General features: G+C 57.4%; 24 protein-coding genes. 19 read left to right on the forward strand and 5 right to left on the reverse strand.

Annotation, left to right across the window (positions count from 1 at the left end):
* Nucleotides 1-85: 85 nt before the first annotated feature.
* Complete coding sequence (locus ACF8GF_RS18445) at nt 86-1,018, reverse strand: OmpA family protein (protein ID WP_176683650.1); 933 nt, start codon at nt 1,016-1,018, stop codon at nt 86-88.
* Between the two features lie 130 nt (nt 1,019-1,148).
* Here ACF8GF_RS18445 and pyrC point away from each other — a divergent pair, with 130 nt between their 5' ends.
* The 16 genes from pyrC (at nt 1,149) to ACF8GF_RS18525 (ending at nt 12,943) form a co-directional block, all read left to right on the forward strand.
* Complete coding sequence (pyrC, locus tag ACF8GF_RS18450) at nt 1,149-2,195, forward strand: dihydroorotase (RefSeq protein WP_176683651.1); 1,047 nt, start codon at nt 1,149-1,151, stop codon at nt 2,193-2,195.
* 59 nt (nt 2,196-2,254) lie between these two features.
* Nucleotides 2,255-2,866, forward strand: coding sequence for a ribonuclease T (rnt, locus tag ACF8GF_RS18455; protein ID WP_010952252.1), 612 nt, complete (start codon nt 2,255-2,257; stop codon nt 2,864-2,866).
* Nucleotides 2,867-3,154: 288 nt separating this feature from the next.
* The gene (locus ACF8GF_RS18460; protein WP_392519779.1) at nt 3,155-4,420 is read left to right on the forward strand and encodes an integrase arm-type DNA-binding domain-containing protein; all 1,266 of its coding nucleotides are present in this window, start codon (nt 3,155-3,157) and stop codon (nt 4,418-4,420) included.
* Entirely contained in the window at nt 4,417-4,917 is a 501-nt protein-coding gene (locus ACF8GF_RS18465; protein WP_392519780.1) for a hypothetical protein, read from the forward strand. The genes ACF8GF_RS18460 and ACF8GF_RS18465 overlap by 4 nt, the downstream gene beginning before the upstream one ends.
* Before the next feature lie 96 nt (nt 4,918-5,013).
* On the forward strand, nt 5,014-5,199 hold the full coding sequence (locus ACF8GF_RS18470; RefSeq protein WP_252459585.1) for a helix-turn-helix domain-containing protein: 186 nt from the start codon (nt 5,014-5,016) through the stop codon (nt 5,197-5,199).
* Nucleotides 5,200-5,201: 2 nt separating this feature from the next.
* The gene (locus ACF8GF_RS18475) at nt 5,202-7,358 is read left to right on the forward strand and encodes a DUF3987 domain-containing protein (RefSeq protein WP_392519781.1); all 2,157 of its coding nucleotides are present in this window, start codon (nt 5,202-5,204) and stop codon (nt 7,356-7,358) included.
* A 252-nt stretch (nt 7,359-7,610) separates the two neighbouring features.
* Complete coding sequence (locus ACF8GF_RS18480) at nt 7,611-7,955, forward strand: hypothetical protein (protein WP_392519782.1); 345 nt, start codon at nt 7,611-7,613, stop codon at nt 7,953-7,955.
* Nucleotides 7,956-8,528: 573 nt separating this feature from the next.
* Nucleotides 8,529-8,861 carry a hypothetical protein gene (locus ACF8GF_RS18485; RefSeq protein ID WP_252459582.1) on the forward strand — a complete coding sequence of 111 codons (333 nt, stop codon included), beginning with the start codon at nt 8,529-8,531 and terminating at the stop codon, nt 8,859-8,861.
* Nucleotides 8,862-8,938: 77 nt separating this feature from the next.
* Complete coding sequence (locus ACF8GF_RS18490) at nt 8,939-9,430, forward strand: hypothetical protein (protein ID WP_392519783.1); 492 nt, start codon at nt 8,939-8,941, stop codon at nt 9,428-9,430.
* Nucleotides 9,431-9,437: 7 nt separating this feature from the next.
* Nucleotides 9,438-9,962: a hypothetical protein gene (locus ACF8GF_RS18495; RefSeq protein WP_392519784.1), complete on the forward strand. Its 525-nt coding sequence runs from the start codon at nt 9,438-9,440 to the stop codon at nt 9,960-9,962.
* Nucleotides 9,959-10,378, forward strand: a complete 420-nt coding sequence (locus ACF8GF_RS18500; protein WP_392519785.1) for a hypothetical protein — start codon at nt 9,959-9,961, stop codon at nt 10,376-10,378. Before ACF8GF_RS18495 ends, ACF8GF_RS18500 begins: the two co-directional genes overlap by 4 nt.
* Nucleotides 10,368-11,309 (forward strand): hypothetical protein, encoded by a 942-nt coding sequence (locus ACF8GF_RS18505; protein WP_392519786.1) that lies wholly within the window; start codon nt 10,368-10,370, stop codon nt 11,307-11,309. The genes ACF8GF_RS18500 and ACF8GF_RS18505 overlap by 11 nt, the downstream gene beginning before the upstream one ends.
* A gap of 98 nt (nt 11,310-11,407) precedes the next feature.
* On the forward strand, nt 11,408-11,596 hold the full coding sequence (locus ACF8GF_RS18510) for a hypothetical protein (RefSeq protein WP_392519787.1): 189 nt from the start codon (nt 11,408-11,410) through the stop codon (nt 11,594-11,596).
* Complete coding sequence (locus tag ACF8GF_RS18515; RefSeq protein ID WP_392519788.1) at nt 11,593-12,042, forward strand: hypothetical protein; 450 nt, start codon at nt 11,593-11,595, stop codon at nt 12,040-12,042. Before ACF8GF_RS18510 ends, ACF8GF_RS18515 begins: the two co-directional genes overlap by 4 nt.
* A gap of 3 nt (nt 12,043-12,045) precedes the next feature.
* Nucleotides 12,046-12,237 carry a hypothetical protein gene (locus ACF8GF_RS18520; RefSeq protein ID WP_392519789.1) on the forward strand — a complete coding sequence of 64 codons (192 nt, stop codon included), beginning with the start codon at nt 12,046-12,048 and terminating at the stop codon, nt 12,235-12,237.
* Nucleotide 12,238: 1 nt separating this feature from the next.
* Nucleotides 12,239-12,943, forward strand: coding sequence for a hypothetical protein (locus ACF8GF_RS18525; RefSeq protein ID WP_392519790.1), 705 nt, complete (start codon nt 12,239-12,241; stop codon nt 12,941-12,943).
* 118 nt (nt 12,944-13,061) lie between these two features.
* On the opposite strand, the gene ACF8GF_RS18530 is transcribed toward ACF8GF_RS18525, so the two are convergent.
* Both ACF8GF_RS18530 and ACF8GF_RS18535 read right to left on the reverse strand, forming a co-directional pair.
* Nucleotides 13,062-13,337 (reverse strand): hypothetical protein, encoded by a 276-nt coding sequence (locus ACF8GF_RS18530; RefSeq protein ID WP_252459573.1) that lies wholly within the window; start codon nt 13,335-13,337, stop codon nt 13,062-13,064.
* Nucleotides 13,300-13,494 carry a hypothetical protein gene (locus tag ACF8GF_RS18535; protein ID WP_252459572.1) on the reverse strand — a complete coding sequence of 65 codons (195 nt, stop codon included), beginning with the start codon at nt 13,492-13,494 and terminating at the stop codon, nt 13,300-13,302. The genes ACF8GF_RS18530 and ACF8GF_RS18535 overlap by 38 nt, the downstream gene beginning before the upstream one ends.
* A 208-nt stretch (nt 13,495-13,702) precedes the next feature.
* On the opposite strand from ACF8GF_RS18535, the gene ACF8GF_RS18540 reads away from it, so the two are divergent.
* Nucleotides 13,703-14,545 (forward strand): TIR domain-containing protein, encoded by an 843-nt coding sequence (locus ACF8GF_RS18540; protein ID WP_392519791.1) that lies wholly within the window; start codon nt 13,703-13,705, stop codon nt 14,543-14,545.
* Nucleotides 14,546-14,741: 196 nt separating this feature from the next.
* On the opposite strand, the gene ACF8GF_RS18545 is transcribed toward ACF8GF_RS18540, so the two are convergent.
* Entirely contained in the window at nt 14,742-15,344 is a 603-nt protein-coding gene (locus ACF8GF_RS18545) for a peroxiredoxin (protein ID WP_003254945.1), read from the reverse strand.
* 224 nt (nt 15,345-15,568) lie between these two features.
* On the opposite strand from ACF8GF_RS18545, the gene ACF8GF_RS18550 reads away from it, so the two are divergent.
* Together ACF8GF_RS18550 and bfr are read left to right on the forward strand one after the other, a co-directional pair.
* On the forward strand, nt 15,569-15,787 hold the full coding sequence (locus ACF8GF_RS18550) for a bacterioferritin-associated ferredoxin (RefSeq protein WP_003254947.1): 219 nt from the start codon (nt 15,569-15,571) through the stop codon (nt 15,785-15,787).
* A 199-nt stretch (nt 15,788-15,986) separates the two neighbouring features.
* Nucleotides 15,987-16,460, forward strand: coding sequence for a bacterioferritin (gene bfr / locus ACF8GF_RS18555; RefSeq protein ID WP_003254948.1), 474 nt, complete (start codon nt 15,987-15,989; stop codon nt 16,458-16,460).
* A 57-nt stretch (nt 16,461-16,517) separates the two neighbouring features.
* Here bfr and grxD read toward each other — a convergent pair whose 3' ends face one another.
* Nucleotides 16,518-16,853, reverse strand: coding sequence for a Grx4 family monothiol glutaredoxin (gene grxD, locus ACF8GF_RS18560; RefSeq protein WP_021781969.1), 336 nt, complete (start codon nt 16,851-16,853; stop codon nt 16,518-16,520).
* Nucleotides 16,854-16,911 lie beyond the last annotated feature (58 nt).

Consider the following 16,911-nt stretch of genomic DNA (forward strand, 5'->3'; position numbering starts at 1 on the left):
GGCGCTCGATCTCACAGGCGCTGAAAATGTTGTGACGACCCCCTGGCGGCCTTGATGCGAGCCCATGACACACACCGACCAGATCTCAGGGCGCCTTCGCCCCTGATACCGGTGCAACAGCCGGCGCCGCTTGCTCAACCGGCTTTTCCACCGGCTTCTCAACCACCGCCACCCGATCCAGCTCGATATTCACCCGCCGATTACGCGCCCGGTTCGACGCACTGTTGTTCTTCGCCAGCGGATAACGCTCGCCATGGAAGCGCACAGTAATCTGCTCTTGTGGCACACCGTGAGCCTTGAAGTAATCGGCCACGGCCAATGCGCGACGGCGCGACAGGTCGCGGTTGGTCAGGCGGTTGCCACTGTTGTCGGAGTGGCCGTTGAGCTCGATATGGTTAACCGTGGGGTCGGCCTTCAGGTAGTCGAGAATCACCTCCAGCCGCGCCTTGGCTGCTGCATCCAGCTCGAAACCGCCCCCAGGGAAGCCCACTTGAGTCTGGCGCACCTGATCGTAGTTCATCGGCAACAGCTTGCCCGCACAGACCTGATAGTCATTGTAGGCCTTGGCGAAGCTGACCGGCAGCACACGCACCTCCATCGGCCTGCCCGCCTCACCGGTGTAGTTGCGCACGACTGTGCTACGCCCGTCGAGCAAACCGTTGATCAGCCGGCTGGCCTGCCCTTGGGAGGAGCTGAACAGCACACCGCTGCGGGCCATACGCACATGACCCAGGTTGATATCGCCACGCCCAGGTTGCCATGGCGCTGCCGCGGCCAGCAGGCTGGCGGTGCCGGCACCCAGTACGTTGCTGTCCGAACGCAGCTGGAACACCGGCTGCTCGCCTGCCCGGCGCACGAACGTACCGCTGCCGAAACCTTCGATCGGTTGGCTCAGACGGCACTCGAACTGGTCACCCTCGACCTTCCAGGCAATGTTCTCCATGCGCGTCTGGAAAGTCAGTGCGCCGGCCGGCAGGCTGGCGAACAGGGTCAACAGGGCTAGGTAACGCTGGCGCACGGGCGGCTCCACAATTTCTGACGGCTTACCAGCAGGCTATCGGACGCCGCGCGGAAAACTTGATAGCCGTGCTCGCCCCGGGGTTTTCCGGTAGGATTGGGGCTTGAGTTCGACCCGCCTGGAATCCCCAATGTCCGATCGCCTGACCCTCCTGCGCCCCGACGACTGGCACATCCATCTGCGCGATGGTGCCGTCCTGCCCCACACCGTTGGCGACGTGGCGCGTACCTTCGCCCGTGCCATCATCATGCCCAACCTGGTTCCGCCGGTGCGCAATGCCGCCGAGGCCGGCGCCTACCGTGAGCGCATTCTGGCTGCCCGCCCGGCCGGCAGCCGCTTCGAGCCGCTGATGGTGCTGTACCTCACCGACAACATCAGCCCCGAGGACGTCCGCGCGGCCAAGGCCAGCGGTTTCGTGTACGCCGCCAAGTTGTACCCGGCCGGTGCCACCACCAACTCCGATTCCGGCGTGACCAGCATCGACAACATCTTCCCGGCCCTGGAGGCACTGGCGGAAGTGGGCATGCCGCTGCTGGTGCATGGCGAAGTGACCCGCAGCGAGATCGACGTGTTCGACCGCGAGAAGCGCTTCATCGACGAGCACATGCGCCGTGTGGTCGAGCGCTTCCCGACGCTGAAAGTGGTGTTCGAACACATCACCACCAGCGACGCCGCGCAGTTCGTCACCGAGGCCCCGGCCAACGTGGGTGCGACCATCACCGCCCAGCACCTGCTGTACAACCGCAACCACATGCTGGTTGGCGGCATTCGCCCGCACTTCTACTGCCTGCCGATCCTCAAGCGCAACACGCACCAGGTGGCCTTGCTGGACGCCGCCACCAGCGGCAACCCGAAGTTCTTCCTCGGCACCGACTCGGCACCTCATGCCCGGCACGCCAAGGAAGCAGCCTGCGGTTGCGCGGGTTGCTACACCGCCTATGCGGCCATCGAGATGTACGCCGAAGCGTTCGAACAACGTAACGCGCTGGACAAGCTGGAAGGCTTCGCCAGCCTGCACGGCCCGGCCTTCTATGGCCTGCCGGCGAACACCGACACCATTACCCTGGTCCGCGAAGAATGGACCGCTCCGGAAAGCCTGCCATTTGGCGAGCAAACCGTAGTCCCGCTGCGCGCTGGCGAAAAACTGCGCTGGCGCCTGCTGGAGGCAAACGCGTGAGCGAAGACCTTTACGAAGACGACCTGGAAACCCAAGGCAGCAGCGGTCCTCGCCACCCGATGGCCGAACGCTTCCGCGGCTATCTGCCGGTCGTGGTGGATGTTGAAACCGGCGGTTTCAACAGCGCCACCGATGCATTGCTGGAGATTGCCGCTGTCACCATCGGCATGGACGAAAAAGGCTTCCTGTTCCCCGAACATACCTACTTCCACCGAGTGGAGCCGTTCGAGGGCGCCAACATCGAGCCGGCCGCGCTTGAGTTCACCGGGATCAAGCTGGACCACCCGCTGCGCATGGCGGTCAGCGAGGAAAGCGCGATGACCGACATCTTCCGCGGCGTGCGCAAGGCACTCAAGGCCAACGGCTGCAAGCGGGCGATTCTGGTCGGCCACAACAGCAGCTTCGACCTGGGCTTCCTCAATGCGGCAGTGGCGCGTAATGACCTGAAGCGCAACCCGTTCCACCCGTTCTCCAGCTTCGACACCGCCACCCTGGCGGGCCTGGCGTATGGCCAGACCGTGCTGGCGCGGGCCTGTCAGAGCGCCGACATCGACTTCGACGGGCGTGAGGCGCACTCGGCACGTTACGACACCGAGAAAACCGCTGAACTGTTCTGTGGCATCGTCAACCGCTGGAAAGAAATGGGCGGCTGGCGCGATTTCAACGATTGATCTGCCAAAAGCATTCGCGGGCACGCCCGCCCCCACAGGTTCACCTTTGCCTTCAGGCATGCAGAGAATCGGTGGGAGCGGGCACGCCCGCGAAGAGGCCGGCACAGGAAGGCATAAAAAAACCGGCCACGAAGGCCGGTTTTATATCGTTCTATCCGTTTTTACCTAGTTTCATAACCCTTTACGGTCTAGCTATGTAGGGGGAAACAGTGCTTTATGGGGTTACACTGAAATTCACCGGGTTACACCTGTCGCGTAACCCTGCTGTAACCCCATGAGGTGAAGGCCATGAAACGGGCACCGTCACTCAAGATCAAATTCACCAAGGCGCAGCTCGACGCGTTGCCGCTGCCCGAGTCTGGACAGCGTGTCACCTACCACGACACCGAAGTGAATGGGCTACAGCTTCGGGTCACGGCCAATGGCACCAAGACCTTCTACGTTTTCCAGCGAGTAAACGGCAAACCTGAACGGGTGAAGGTGGGTGACCACACCTACCCCACACTAAGCATCGACCAGGCGCGTGCGAAGGCGAAGGTGCTCATTGCGCAGATAGCCGAGGGCCAAAGCCCGAGCGCAGCCAAGCGGGTGGAAAAAGCCGAGTCACTGACCCTGGCCGCTGCCATGCAGTATTACGTTGTGAACAAGCGCAGGCGCAAAGACAAACTACCGCTGAAGCAGCGCACGGTGGACGACTACACCGCTATGCTGAAGGCGTCGAGGCTGACAGCGGCGGGCAAGAAAACGAAAGGCGGCACCCTAGCCAGACTGGCCGGAAAGTCGATCTACGCGCTCACCACCGACGACATCAAGGCGACGCACGCGGAAAACCTGAAGCTGCACAGCCGCCGCCAGTGTTTCTACGCGATGCAGACGTTGAAAGCGATACTGCACTTCTACGCGATCAAGATGCCGGGTGACCCTTTCAGCAGTGATACGCCTGAAGTCGGCCGCCTCCACATCGAGAAAGCAGGTGTCATTGACGAAGCACTGGGTGAGGCGCTGCTGGACAATCTCGGCACATTCTGGCGGAAGCTGCACGAGCAACCACTAACCCCCGTGCGTGACTACCTCGCCTTCCTCACCCTGACAGGCTGCCGCCCTGGCGAGCCGCTGAAGGTGCTGGCCGGTGATCTGGCCAACGGCACGATCAAGCTGCGCGACACGAAAAACCGCAGCGACCATATTCTGCTGCTGCCATCCCAGGCATTGGCCATCGCGGAAAGGAACGCCGAAGGCAAAGCGGCGACAGACCGCTTATTCGAGGTGACACCAGCCCAAGCCAACGCCATGGCGCATGAATTGAAGGAAGTAATGGGCATCGAATTTGTGCCCAAGATGCTGCGCAGCTTGTTCGCGTCCGTCGCCGATGACCTGGTGTCGTCTTCCACGCTGAAGCGCATGATGAACCACCGAAAGCTGGATGATGTTACCGACATAAACTACATCCGTAAGGCGAAGGCAGCGATGCGCGAAGGCTGGCAGAAGGTTGCCGATCATATAGAAGCTGTCGCCGCCGACAACGTGGTGCCAATCCGGGGGGCGCGGCCATGACCTTCTTCGATCCTCTGATAGAAGCGGCCAAGGCCGGTGACGATGCAGCGGCACGCGGGCTGGTGCGGTATTTGGCCGTATGCCTGGAGCGCGGTGAAGCCCCACCAGCGGTTCTGGCCGCGTACTTCGCTACCGCGTTCAGGCTGATTGCGGACGGGCGATCTGCTGACAGGGTGCTCAACACCGATGGGAAGAGCACCTTTAAACGGCACTATGAAATCGCCCAGGCAGTGTGGAAGCTGAACCATCGGGCTGTTGATCCGCTGCCGTTAAAAGACAACGGCAAGAAGACGGGTGCGTTTGCCACCATCGGTGCCGAATATGATTTAAGCCCCGCTCGCATTAAACAAATTTACGATGAAATGAAAAAACAGGTCGAGGCCGGTTTCTTTGAAGAACTGCCGATGACTCCTGAAGCTAGCCGCCAGCGCCAAGTGGACCTGCAAATCGCCTTCGGCCAATTGGCCGAGTCTCTCAAGAAGCGGGTTAGGAATTGAAAAAAGTCTAACCCGACATAATCTTTATTCCTACTTAGCATCACCACACGAAGGCCGCTGAAGTTCCAGCGGTTTATACGGAGTGAGGCTAAGAGCATGAACGACCGTCTCCCACACAAAGAAGCCGCCGCGTACATCGGTATCACCGAAAACACGCTTAATGTCTGGCGGTGCGAAAAACGCTATCCCATTCCGTACATCAAAGTCGGCTCCAAGGTTTTTTATTGGAAACGCGACCTCGATGCCTTTCTCGAAAGTCGGACGGTTCGGGAAGGGGCGTAAACATGACTCTTGACGATATCTTTGGCTACGTCAGCGAGCTTAACCGCTGGGTGCCGTATAAGCTGGTCTTCAATCCAAAGCGCAACAAGCACGACAAGGTGCCAGACAACGGACGGCACGGGTTATCCACTACAGATCCACTGGACTGGAAACCGCTGTTAAACGCATTGCAAGTAGCCAAGGAAGGGTTCGGTTTATCCGGTGTCGGCTTCGTCATGACCTCCGGTGTCGAGGTTGACGGGCTCGTGCTGGTTGGCTTCGATTTCGATGGTGTAGGTGATGACTTCGCCTTGCCCTTCGACACCTACACCGAGTGGTCGCCATCAGGTAAAGGCATTCGCGCCTTTGCGTGGGCACCTAAAGCGTGGGCGCTCAAGTATCAGGATTCCACCGACACGCACCCACCATTCTGCGAGCACGCCGAAATCTACATCGGCACAGCCCCGCGCTTCCTGACTGTGACCTTCGATACCATCCAGATGGTTGAGTTTAAACAGCTGGATAAAGCTGATTTAAAAGCCATCGAATCGTGGGGCGTGAAACCCTATGTCGAAAAGGTCGAAGCGCCCATAGCACCAGACACGGCGGGCAAGCCAATCAACCTTGCCCGCATACAGCTTACCGACGACCAGAAAAACCTTATCAACGGCACGCACAAGGGTGACAAGTCCAAGACGTTCCAAGGGCTTATCATCCGTCTGCTGGACAGTAACGAATCCAATGAAGACGTACTGGCCACACTGGTCAAGGAGCCCAACCTGTGGGCTTATCTGCTCAGCCATCGTTCCGAGGATGAAGCCAAAGCGCTCAAGTTCGCCCAAGATGAAGTCAACAAGGCTTATCCGCTGTCCATCAAGGGCAAACAGGCTGCTCTTGTTCCCTATAACAAGAAGTGGGCTAACACACCAAAACCTGAAACAGTGGCCTACCCGACACCCTACCCCGGCATCATGGATGAAGTGGTAAAAGCGGCCTTGGAAGTGGCGCACAAGCCGCAGCCACAATTGACCATGCTGGCGGTTTTGATTGCCTCGGCATCCTTATGCGGCAGTTTCTATGCCCTTGCCAGCGGCTGCCGGTTGAATCTATACGGCATCGGCGTATTGCCCACCGCTGGCGGCAAGAATCAGCCGCAGCAGCTGACCAAAAAACTTGCTGCGCAGGGTAATGTAAAAATTATCAGCGCGCCCGCATCCGGTGAAGCCTTGGAAGATGATCTGCTCAGTCACATTGGAACTTATTGTGTCGTCGATGAAATTGGGCACCTGCTGGCATTAACGAACGCAAGGGACGCAAAAGCGTGGCACGTTTCATTAATGCGCAAAATCCTTGACCTGTATGCAGCCGGGGCAGATGACAATTACTACCAGCGCGGCAAAGCAGGCAAGCCGGGGCGTGCTATCCCGAATCCGGCATTGAATCTTATTGGCTTCACCACACCGGGGGTACTTGCACAGGCTCTTACCTTGGCCGATATCGAAAACGGACTGTGCGGGCGTTTGTTGTGGGTGGTCAGTGATGACATGCCGAAAAACCGCCGTATCAGAAAGCCATTCGTGATGCCTAAAGCGTTTAGCAGTACAGCCATGAAAATAAAAGTTAATCTGGCGAGCAGTAACTTGGCAAACGGCACGCCGGTTCTGGTGGATATCAATTCTGACGCCGACGCACTGCTCGACACCCTCAATGATGAATTCGATTTGATCGGTCGTGATGTTGGCGCACCCCACGAAAGAGCACTCTGCGCCCGTTCGCTGGAGAACGTCGAACATATTTCTGGTGTCCTGGCTGTGCTCGACAACCCCGATAAGCCAGTAATTACCACGGCAAACGTGGAGTGGGCCGCGCAATTCGTGCGGGCATCCAATGCGGCGGTGCTGGGTTACGTTGAAAGTGAAATACACGGCGGTGTGGAACAGAAGAATGCCGCCATCCTGCTGGCGATGATCCGCGACGGCGGGTTCACGACGAAACGCAAGGGGGAACAGGCAGCGCTCGATGCAGGCGGGGTGCCTCGGTCGGTCCTGATGCGTGCGGCGAAAATGGACTTGCAGAGCTTCGACCGTGCGCTGCGAAACCTGCAAGAACGCAGCGAGATTGTAATAGGGAAGTTCGGAAGCAAGGACATGCAGGTAATAGGGCTGGGCGATGATGACTGAGGCTACACCGGGGGTTGTGTTCCCAATGTTCCCGTGTGTTCCGGGAACACGGCCAGCCAGCGAGCTAGAGCGGTTAGAGAGGTATTTATATATATGTTCCTCCTATACCTACCCCACGGTGAAATTTTCCACCGGTGGAAGGTTATTTTTAGTTAAAAATACTTATTTTTGGTCTTTTTTTCCTTCTGTGCGCGTATACCGGGAACACACGAAAAAAATCCCATTGCATCCGCTCTAGCACGCTGGCTAGGCGTGTTCCCGGAACACACCAATGTTCCGGCGGAACAGTCACTTTTGGAGGTGGCGACGGTGAAACCAAAATTGCTTGTGCATGGCAGCCAAGCCCGGACAATCAGCGACCCGCTGGAGGTCGAGAGATTGTTGGCTATGGGTTGGCTGCTGGCGAGTGCGAAACCCAAGACCAAGGATGCCAAGCGGATGCGTTGCCAACGCCAGCAAAGGCGGCTCGCTGGCTGGTTGTCGCTTTACTTCTGGTTGTCGCCCGAAGAGGTTGCAGCAGTCACGGCAGTTAAGCACCCCGGTGAAAGCTACGCCGCGTTGTTGGTGCGCTTGGCTAGGGAACGGAGTTTGTTGTAACGAGACTCGTTACAGCAGGCATACAAAATAGAATTTCCGGCGCCAATTTATCAGTGACCACAAACCCGTGATCTAGAGGGTTCCAACGTGAAAGACGCCTTAATGCTAGATTTTTATAAATCTCAAACTAACTTCGACGACGACGTTTTTGCCCGCTGGCGTGACTGGTGCGTCGACCATGGCGAGCCTACTGGTACTTATCCCGAGTTCGTCGGGCGCCTGTCCCGTTGCCATATCGCCCAACTGCGCGTCCGGTGTGGAAGGTCCGGCCACATCCCAGCACTCGGCATTGGCCAGCCGAAAATACCGTAACCGGCCTATTCAGCCGCTGCGAAAGTAGCGTACTAGAGCTGCTTTATCGTTTTGGGGTTACGGCTGGGTTACGGCACCTGTGCAAATACTGTATTTACGCACAGTATTTCTGGAAAAACCCACCTGGCGCCAGAAGCCCCAACGAGCGCGCTGGTGAAGCGAAAGGCCGACCCGGTAGGGCGGCTGGGCTAGGAATCCGACAGAAAACGCTGGAAAAGGCCTCATTGGAGCTGCACGGGGCATGAACAGGAGTACGACGGCATGAAAACCACCATTGAATCCAGCCTGCCATACGTGGCCGAGATTGAGGGTCTGTCCCCCGGTGCACAAGCCTACCTGTACGCCAAGGACGCCGAACTGGCCAGGCGCAAGGCCGCCGATGCAGCGAAGGCACAACGCATGCGCGCCGCCCGTACCGCTCGCATCGAAGCCCAGGTGCTGGACGCCATCCAGGCCAAGCGGTCACGACTGGAAAAGGAACCCCGGTGCGCCTGGACTAGCATCCTGCTGGAACACTACTTCACCAAGCGCGGCATCAAGGCACCGGACGAAGAAGTCGTGCGCCGCGTCGTGAAAAGTTTTGACGGGTTCTGACAAACAACCCGCACAACCAACCCGGAAGTTGGCTCATGCTGCATGTACGTTAACCAACGTATATGGAGTAACAGACCATGGCCAATGCGCCCAGTACCGATAAAGTTGACACCGCTGAAGCGCCTATCAAGATCAAGCCACTTGTGCGGTCTGCGATGACCTTCCACGAAACACGTAACATGGACTGGTCAGTTGTAATTCCACGCGGCGTCACCAAAGAAACAGTGGTGCTCTCCGCCCTGTGGAGTGTATGTAGTGACCAATGGCATAGTTTCGACCGCGTGAATTGCATTTGGGAAGACCGGAGCGCCTACGCCGAACTGCTGGTGTTAGATGCTGGTCGTGGATATGCAAACGTCATCTTGCTTAGTTATCACCCCCTTCCCGCGTTGCTCGTTTCCGAAGCCGGTTTGCCGCCTGGGTTCGAGATTTTTTACAGCGGCCCGGTCGAGAACGCCAGCCGGGGATATTGCGTTAAGAGGCTCTGTGATGGCGTCCTCATGGTGCAGGGTAAAACTTCCCGCGAAGCCGCTCTGGCCGAACTCCTCGACAGTGCCACCTTGCGGTAACAACGCCATGAACATCGAACAGCAGCTAATCCTGTTAGCCCACATCCAGTTCACGGCCAGGCACTTCATTGCCCTACGTTGTCCACTGGACAAGTTGATCGAGTTTATCCGTTACAGCATCGGTGAAGCCGCGCCAGCACCCGATCAGATCAGGCTTTTCCTGCTGAAAGAATCGACGCAAAAGACCCTTGAACTGGAATACGAAACAGCACTCTGGCAGTCCGCTGATCGTGCTAAATCATGGCGCTTGATCTGCCTTGCTACTACATCCGATCCGCAAGTCGCGGCTCGTTTACTTGAACGCCGACCACCTAGCTCAGATTGTTGTGCATTCTGCTTCCAAGACGAACGTGGCGTATACAACGCCCTAAAACCGGAGTTCGACTTATATGGTAATCCTGTCGCCGGTGTAAGTTTGCATCGCCAGTGTGAACGGCCGTGGAAGCAACTTCGCAATCTGGTAGCGCGGAATCCGCAAACAGCCGACGAAACAGCCGACGACACCGATAAAGTACGGGAGAGCCTTTTATGACCCCCTTTGAAATAGATGTTTACCGGCATTGCTTGACCATTGCCAAGCGCGAGCCGCGAAAGTTGACGTTTCCGCAGTTTCTGCGCGCTATCGACAAGTCTGACGTACCGGTGGACGACAAGGCGGCGATTGCCAGCCTGATTAATGACGCGGGCTTTCAGAAAGTTTTGTATCAGGTCGGCACCAACCTGTGGATTGGCTGCGACCACCTGATTCGGGTCGTCGATACGCTTTCGCACCGAGGCCAGCAGGAAGTGGGCAAGAACATGTGCCGCCTTTGCTTGTGCGAAGAGGATGACGCACGGGAACTGGTTCGGGTCGGTGATGCCAGCTGGGTCCACCACCTCTGCCGAGAACGCTACGAAAAGATGCGCTTCGGGCGCCGGGCCATGGGAGGGGTGTTAGATGGCGAATGAACTCGATCTGTACGACCCCGGTGACTTGGCACCGTACTCGCCGGGCGGCCTTCAGCCACTGGCACCGGCCCCGGCGCCGGACTGGCAACATGGCGGCGACCTGCTGCCCACCGACTACCATGCCCCCAGCCAAGGCCAACCGCTGGTCTTTGGTCGGCCGTTGCCGGCCGGTGTCAGCATCGAGCAGGTGATGCAAGGCTTTCAACAGCTGGGCGGTGTCTTTGTCGGCGACATGATGAAGTTGGGCCACAACATCACGCATACACAACAGGCTGTGAAGTGGTTTATGGATTCCATTACGAATCCACCTGCCAAACAACAGCCACACACTCGATACAATTTATTTGAGCACGCCTCCGACCCCCTGTTCTGTGCCTTTAGTTATTTCGCGGCTGAAAAAGGCATGTCCACCCGCATGGTGCAGGATATGTGCTGGTGGGTGTCGGAAGCTGGCCGTAAATTAAGTCAGAATTCCCAGTCCCAACATGGCACCCCGCCAAGGATGGCCCCTTCTTCCGACCCGACCGATAGTCTTACCGACGCCGAGTTCGAGGCCGTAGTTAAAATAAACCAGCAAGCTGCGATGAACACCGAAATCACCCTTCGTCGTAAATGGGGTGATTCATCTTACGTTCAAAATGTCCAAGTGGCTCAGCGCTACTTGGATAGCCTGCCACCAAAAGAGCGCCAACATTTTGAACAGTTCACCACTGGTTGGGTTAAGGCCCTGAACACAGCAGAGGTGATCGAAGGCTTGTTCAACATGGCCATTGGTGCAGCCAATATCCCCACATCAGGTGGCGGTGTGCAAGCAGAAATAAGCCAAATTGAAGGATTGATGCGTGACCCCGTTAGCCGCCGCGCTTATTTGAAGGATGCCCAGCTGCAAGCTCGACTGCGTACTTTATATACCATGCGCGATGGGGGCTGATATGCAATCCAAGAAAGTTAAAAAGATCGACAGTCAGTTAGCAAAAGAACGTGCGCGCTGGCTTAAAAAGCAAAGGCGTAACAACGGGAGCAAATAAAGTGACCGACCACGTTTTTCATGGTAACGAACTGTTCTTGGCCGCCGAAGCCGCTGTCGCACGACTCGAACTACGCGGCGACCAGCCCGTATTATTGGCGAAGCTTAAGGACATGCTAAAACTGCACGGGTGGCATGGCGGCCAGCAGCTGAAAGTTAAGAACCTCTTGGCACGGGAGGCTGCATTATGACCCCACGACTGCAATTGATCGCCCGTCAAATGGAAAGGCGAGAACAGCAACAGGCCCCGGCACCTGTGGAAACTTCAGGCTTGGGCGCAGCTCTTGAGCATGTAATCAATGAGGCGGTGGAACAGCGCGTTGCGGCCGCTTTGCAAGAACAGCGGCGGCAGTTGGAACTGACCATGCCCAAGCCGCAGTACACCAGCTTCGAGCAGATTCCACCGGTGCCGCAGACGCGGGCGCCCAAGGCCATGCAGGCTACCATCCAGCGCGACGGCGCCGGTGTGGCACGGGCCATGGTGGTCAACGGTGTGCGTTATCTGGCGCAGCGTGACGCCGCTGGCCAACTGATCGGGGTGGTGTCCGAGGACAAGGCGTCCGAGGTTCGCTATGACGACCTGCCGGTGCCACCGGCCAAAGCCAACCGCAAGCTGTACGGCAACGACGAGGTATGAGCCATGGCCACTGTGACCTTCACCAGTACCGATGACGCGGTGGTTGTGGCAGAAGCTAGGGCTTTGGCCACCACCCTGACCCTGTGGCTGCGCGAGCAGGTACAGCCTGATGCGGCACCACCGGCTGCTGCATCCTTCGCCTACGGTGAAGGTGGTAGCCTCAAGTCCGTGACCGTGACCTTGGGGGATGACTGACATGGCCACCCGAGGTAGACCGCCAGGACAGCCGAAGACTGGTGGTCGGGTTCGCAAGTCCCTGGACAAGGGCGAAAGGCAGTTGGTCAGTGCGGAACTGGCGGCGTCGATCCTGACGACCTTCGAGCGCCTCGGCGGTGTGGATGACATGCTGTCGTGGGCGTCCGCAAATCGCACCGTCTTCTACACCCAGGTTTTAAGCCGTCTCTTCCCCGCACCGCAAAAGGATGACCCGGACGTGCAGGTCAACACTCAAGTCAACATCGGCAACATGTCTGATTTCGAAGCGGCCCAACGGATCGCCTTCGCACTGGCCAAGGCGGCCTATGAACAAGAACAGGCGACACCCACAATCGAAGCGGTACGCGTGACGGCTTCCCGCGCAACGCCTGAACCCGAGCCGGAAATGATGTCACCCCAAGAAGCTTGTCGCTGGGGCGCGCCCGATCAGCCGAACCCGTCACCCCACCAAGACGACCTTGAGCGTGACATGGCCCGTCAGCGCTGGGTCGAAGAACTGCCTCTCACCCCGGAACAGCGCGCCGACAATGCCCTGGTCCGGGAGACGGTGGAATGCAACATCAGCAACTACCATGGCGGCAGCAGTGCAGAGCAATTCGACGCCCCGGCCCGACCGTCATCGCGCCGGTCATCAGCCGGTGAACTATGCCGGGCGTTGAGCCGCCGTGGGCGTGATTTGCTGTGATCAAGAGGGATCAAGTATGAACGAACGACATGCAGCCGCTTTGGGCGCCCTTGTGCGCACCGTATCGCTGATGCTGAGCAGTCCCAGCCCGGACATTGGACTGGGGTGCAGGATGAATCTACTTCTGCCCGCTGGACTTGGCGACAGCGACAGCGCCGAGGTGAATGAAAGCGGGATCGAGGCCGCAAGCCTTGCACCAGTCGGCGAGCTCTTGAGGGTGGATTGTCACCTCGTTGATGACCTCGCCACGCGCTCGATGTTGCTCGTTTTCCTTCGTAGTGCGTTTGAGCCAATCGTCGTAGGTTTTGGGAAATTCAGGGTCATGACCGATGATGGCGGCGAAGGCATCATATTCGTCAGGTGAGATGATTACGGCAATGCGCGCCTTTGGCATCGTGACCTCCTTGAACGTCAGCGCTGAACAGTTCCAGTTGCACAGGCGCCGGGTCTGCTAACGGGTCCAGTTCAATGACTAGGCCGGTGTCCAGGTCGATGCCTGGATGGGTGAAGGCTTGAAGGTTTTGCTGGTCGATGACGATGATGGTAGGCATGAGGGCGAGTCTCCAATTAGAAGGCAAATCGCTGGCGCCCCCCTTCAATTGGCAAATCAGGGCGCGATTCCATCCTACACCGACTGGTGTGGTCACACATCGTGTCAGACCAGTGGCCTGACGCGGACGCTGGAGCCGATCATGTAGACAGGGTGATGGCAACTCGGTAGCTTTCAGGCCATTGAGTTGCAAGAACGGAATCCGCTTGATGAGCTTACATTTTTTGGAAACCCGCTTTGACAAGGTCAGCTATCTGCAGAACCTGCTGATTGCTCACGCCACAGGGAAACCAGCAGACTCGGGTGAGTACGCTCAACTCCGTCATGAGCTTCTTAGCGACAACGAAATAGCTAAGCAGCTCCCCGCATGGCTCAAGCTTCACAGGGATCTAGAATCTTTTTGGGGCTTTATCCAACCAAAATTTGGTACATATGCCGAGCGAAGAACCTACATATCACAGCAGTTTACCCCGCTGCTTGATGCGCTAGAGTTCGGTGCGACTGGATATACGCCCGCCCAACCAACGCCCGGTCCCGTCGTTGATCCTCGCACCTTCCCCATACCTATGCCGGTCGCAGGGCCGACCCCGACCCCGACCGTTGCCAGGAACAAAAGGAATGTCTTTATCGTTCATGGCAGGGATAACGAAGCCAAGCTGGACGTAAGTCGCTTCATCGAAAGCATTGGGCTCAGGGCGATAATCCTGCACGAACAAGCCAATGCTGGAATGACCATCATCGAGAAGATTGAGCACTATGCAGGTGAAGCCGACTTCGCCCTGGTGCTCTACACGCCTTGCGATCAAGGGCGGGGGCATCATGAGAAAAAGATGCCACCCAAGGACCGCGCTCGGCAGAATGTGGTCTTCGAGCACGGTTATTTGATGGCGAAGCTCGGCAGGGAAAACGTATGCGCCTTGGTCAAAGGCACAATTGAGACACCTAATGACGTTAGTGGTGTGGTTTATGTGTCTCTGGACCAATCAGGGGCGTGGCAAAAAGAAATCGTCAAAGAGCTTAGGGCTTGTGGTTACACCATCAACAATTGGTAAGCGCAAGCTCAGTTCCTGTCTGCTCAGCTACCGATTGTCGGGTGGGGCCTTCGCCTGGGCTGTGACCCCGGCGTAACCCCGGCCAGAAACGACAAAGGCCTACAGCGATGTAGGCCTTTGTTTTGGCTCGAATTCTGGAAAATATCGTGCCATGGGTGACCGGCCACGAAGGCCGGTTTTTTCATGCGCGCAGCAATTACAGCTTGCCAGCGTTCTCGCTCAGGTAGGCAGCAACGCCTTCAGGCGAAGCGTTCATGCCCTTGTCGCCTTTTTTCCAGTTGGCAGGGCAGACTTCGCCGTGCTCTTCGTGGAACTGCAGGGCGTCGACCAGACGCAGCAGCTCGTCCATGTTACGGCCCAGTGGCAGGTCGTTGACGATCTGCGAACGGACAACACCGTTGGTATCGATCAGGAAGGCACCACGGAAGGCCACGCCGCCTTCGGACTCGACGTCGTAGGCTTTGCAGATTTCGTGGGTCATGTCGGCAGCCAGGGTGTACTTCACCTGACCGATGCCGCCGTTGTTGACCGGGGTGTTACGCCAGGCGTTGTGGGTGAAGTGCGAGTCGATCGACACGCCGATCACTTCCACGTTGCGCGCCTGGAAGTCAGGGATGCGGTTGTCCAGGGCGATCAGCTCGGACGGGCAGACGAAGGTGAAGTCCAGCGGGTAGAAGAACACCAGGCCGTACTTGCCCTTGATGGCCGAGGCCAGGTTGAAGCTATCGACGATCTCGCCATTGCCCAGCACGGCCGGAACGGTGAAATCGGGGGCTTTCTTACCAACGAGTACGCTCATTGTAATCTCCTGATGAGGGTGAAAAACCGTTTGCCGGGCCAGACGGGCTTGCCCGACATCCAACAAAGGCCGACCATCATACACGGCTTCTCATGACAGGCCGACTCCGTCGACAAAGCGACCACCGGTCGCTCAAGCACAGCCCTCTCAGAAAGATCTTTGACAAGCATTCTCATTACCATTAAGCTCCAACCCATCGACCCAACCAGCGATGGTCAGCCCTTATGTATGTGTGTCTTTGTGTCGGCGTTACCGACGGACAGATCCGCGATGCGATCTATGAAGGATGCTGCAGTTACAAGGAAGTGCGAGCCGCCACCAATGTCGCCAGCCAGTGTGGGAAATGCGCCTGCGTGGCCAAGCAGGTGGTCCGCGAGACCCTGACCGAGCTTCAGGTCAGCCAGGCAGCCCTGCCCTACCCCGTCGAATTTACCGCTGCCTGAACCCAGAATTTCAAGAACCGGACCTGGTGTCCGGTTTTTTTATGCCTGAAATTCAATAAGTTAGCGGTGCAACGCGGTTCACAAACATTCTTATTCCTATTAATTTTCACTTAGTATTCAAGAACTTAGGTTTGACACACCTAAGTATCGGGCTCAAACTTCAGTGGATTGACACACTTCTACAGGGCAGGAACCCGACATGAAAGGCGACGTAAGCGTCATCCAGCATCTCAACAAGATCCTCGGAAACGAGCTGGTCGCGATCAACCAGTACTTCCTGCACGCACGCATGTACGAAGATTGGGGGCTGAACAAACTCGGCAAGCACGAGTACAAAGAATCCATCGATGAAATGAAGCACGCTGACAAACTGATCAAGCGTATTTTGTTCCTCGAAGGTATTCCTAACGTTCAGGACCTGGGCAAACTGTTGATCGGCGAGCACACCAAGGAAATGCTTGAGTGCGATCTGAAGATCGAACAGCAAGGCCTGGTCGACCTGAAGGCAGCCATCGCCCATTGTGAAACCGCTGGCGACTTCGGCTCCCGTGACGTGCTCGAAGATATCCTCGAGTCCGAGGAAGAACACATCGACTGGCTGGAAACCCAACTGGGTCTGATCGACAAGATCGGTATCGAGAACTACCTGCAGTCGCAGATGGGCGAAGAATAAATATTCGCCCCATGAAAAAACCCGCGATCAGCGGGTTTTTTCATGCTTGCCGGAAGATCAGGCTTCAGAAGCCTTGGCCTTGGCAGCCGCTTCCTTGATCAGGGTTTGCAGCTCACCGTTCTCGAACATTTCCAGCATGATGTCGCTGCCGCCAACCAGCTCACCGGCTACCCACAATTGCGGGAAGGTCGGCCAGTTGGCGTATTTTGGCAGGTTGGCGCGAATTTCCGGGTTCTGCAGGATGTCGACGTAGGCGAACTTTTCGCCACAACCCATCACGGCCTGCGATGCACGCGCAGAGAAGCCGCATTGCGGGGCATTCGGCGAGCCTTTCATGTAAAGCAGAATGGTGTTGTTGGCAATCTGCTCTTTGATCGTTTCGATGATATCCATGTAGCACCTCGGCTGAACTATCCGACACAGTCGTCGGCACGGTGTCGCATTGTAACGG

It is taken from the genome of Pseudomonas sp. yb_5 (assembly GCF_043103865.1).
GTDB lineage: Bacteria > Pseudomonadota > Gammaproteobacteria > Pseudomonadales > Pseudomonadaceae > Aquipseudomonas > Aquipseudomonas putida_Y.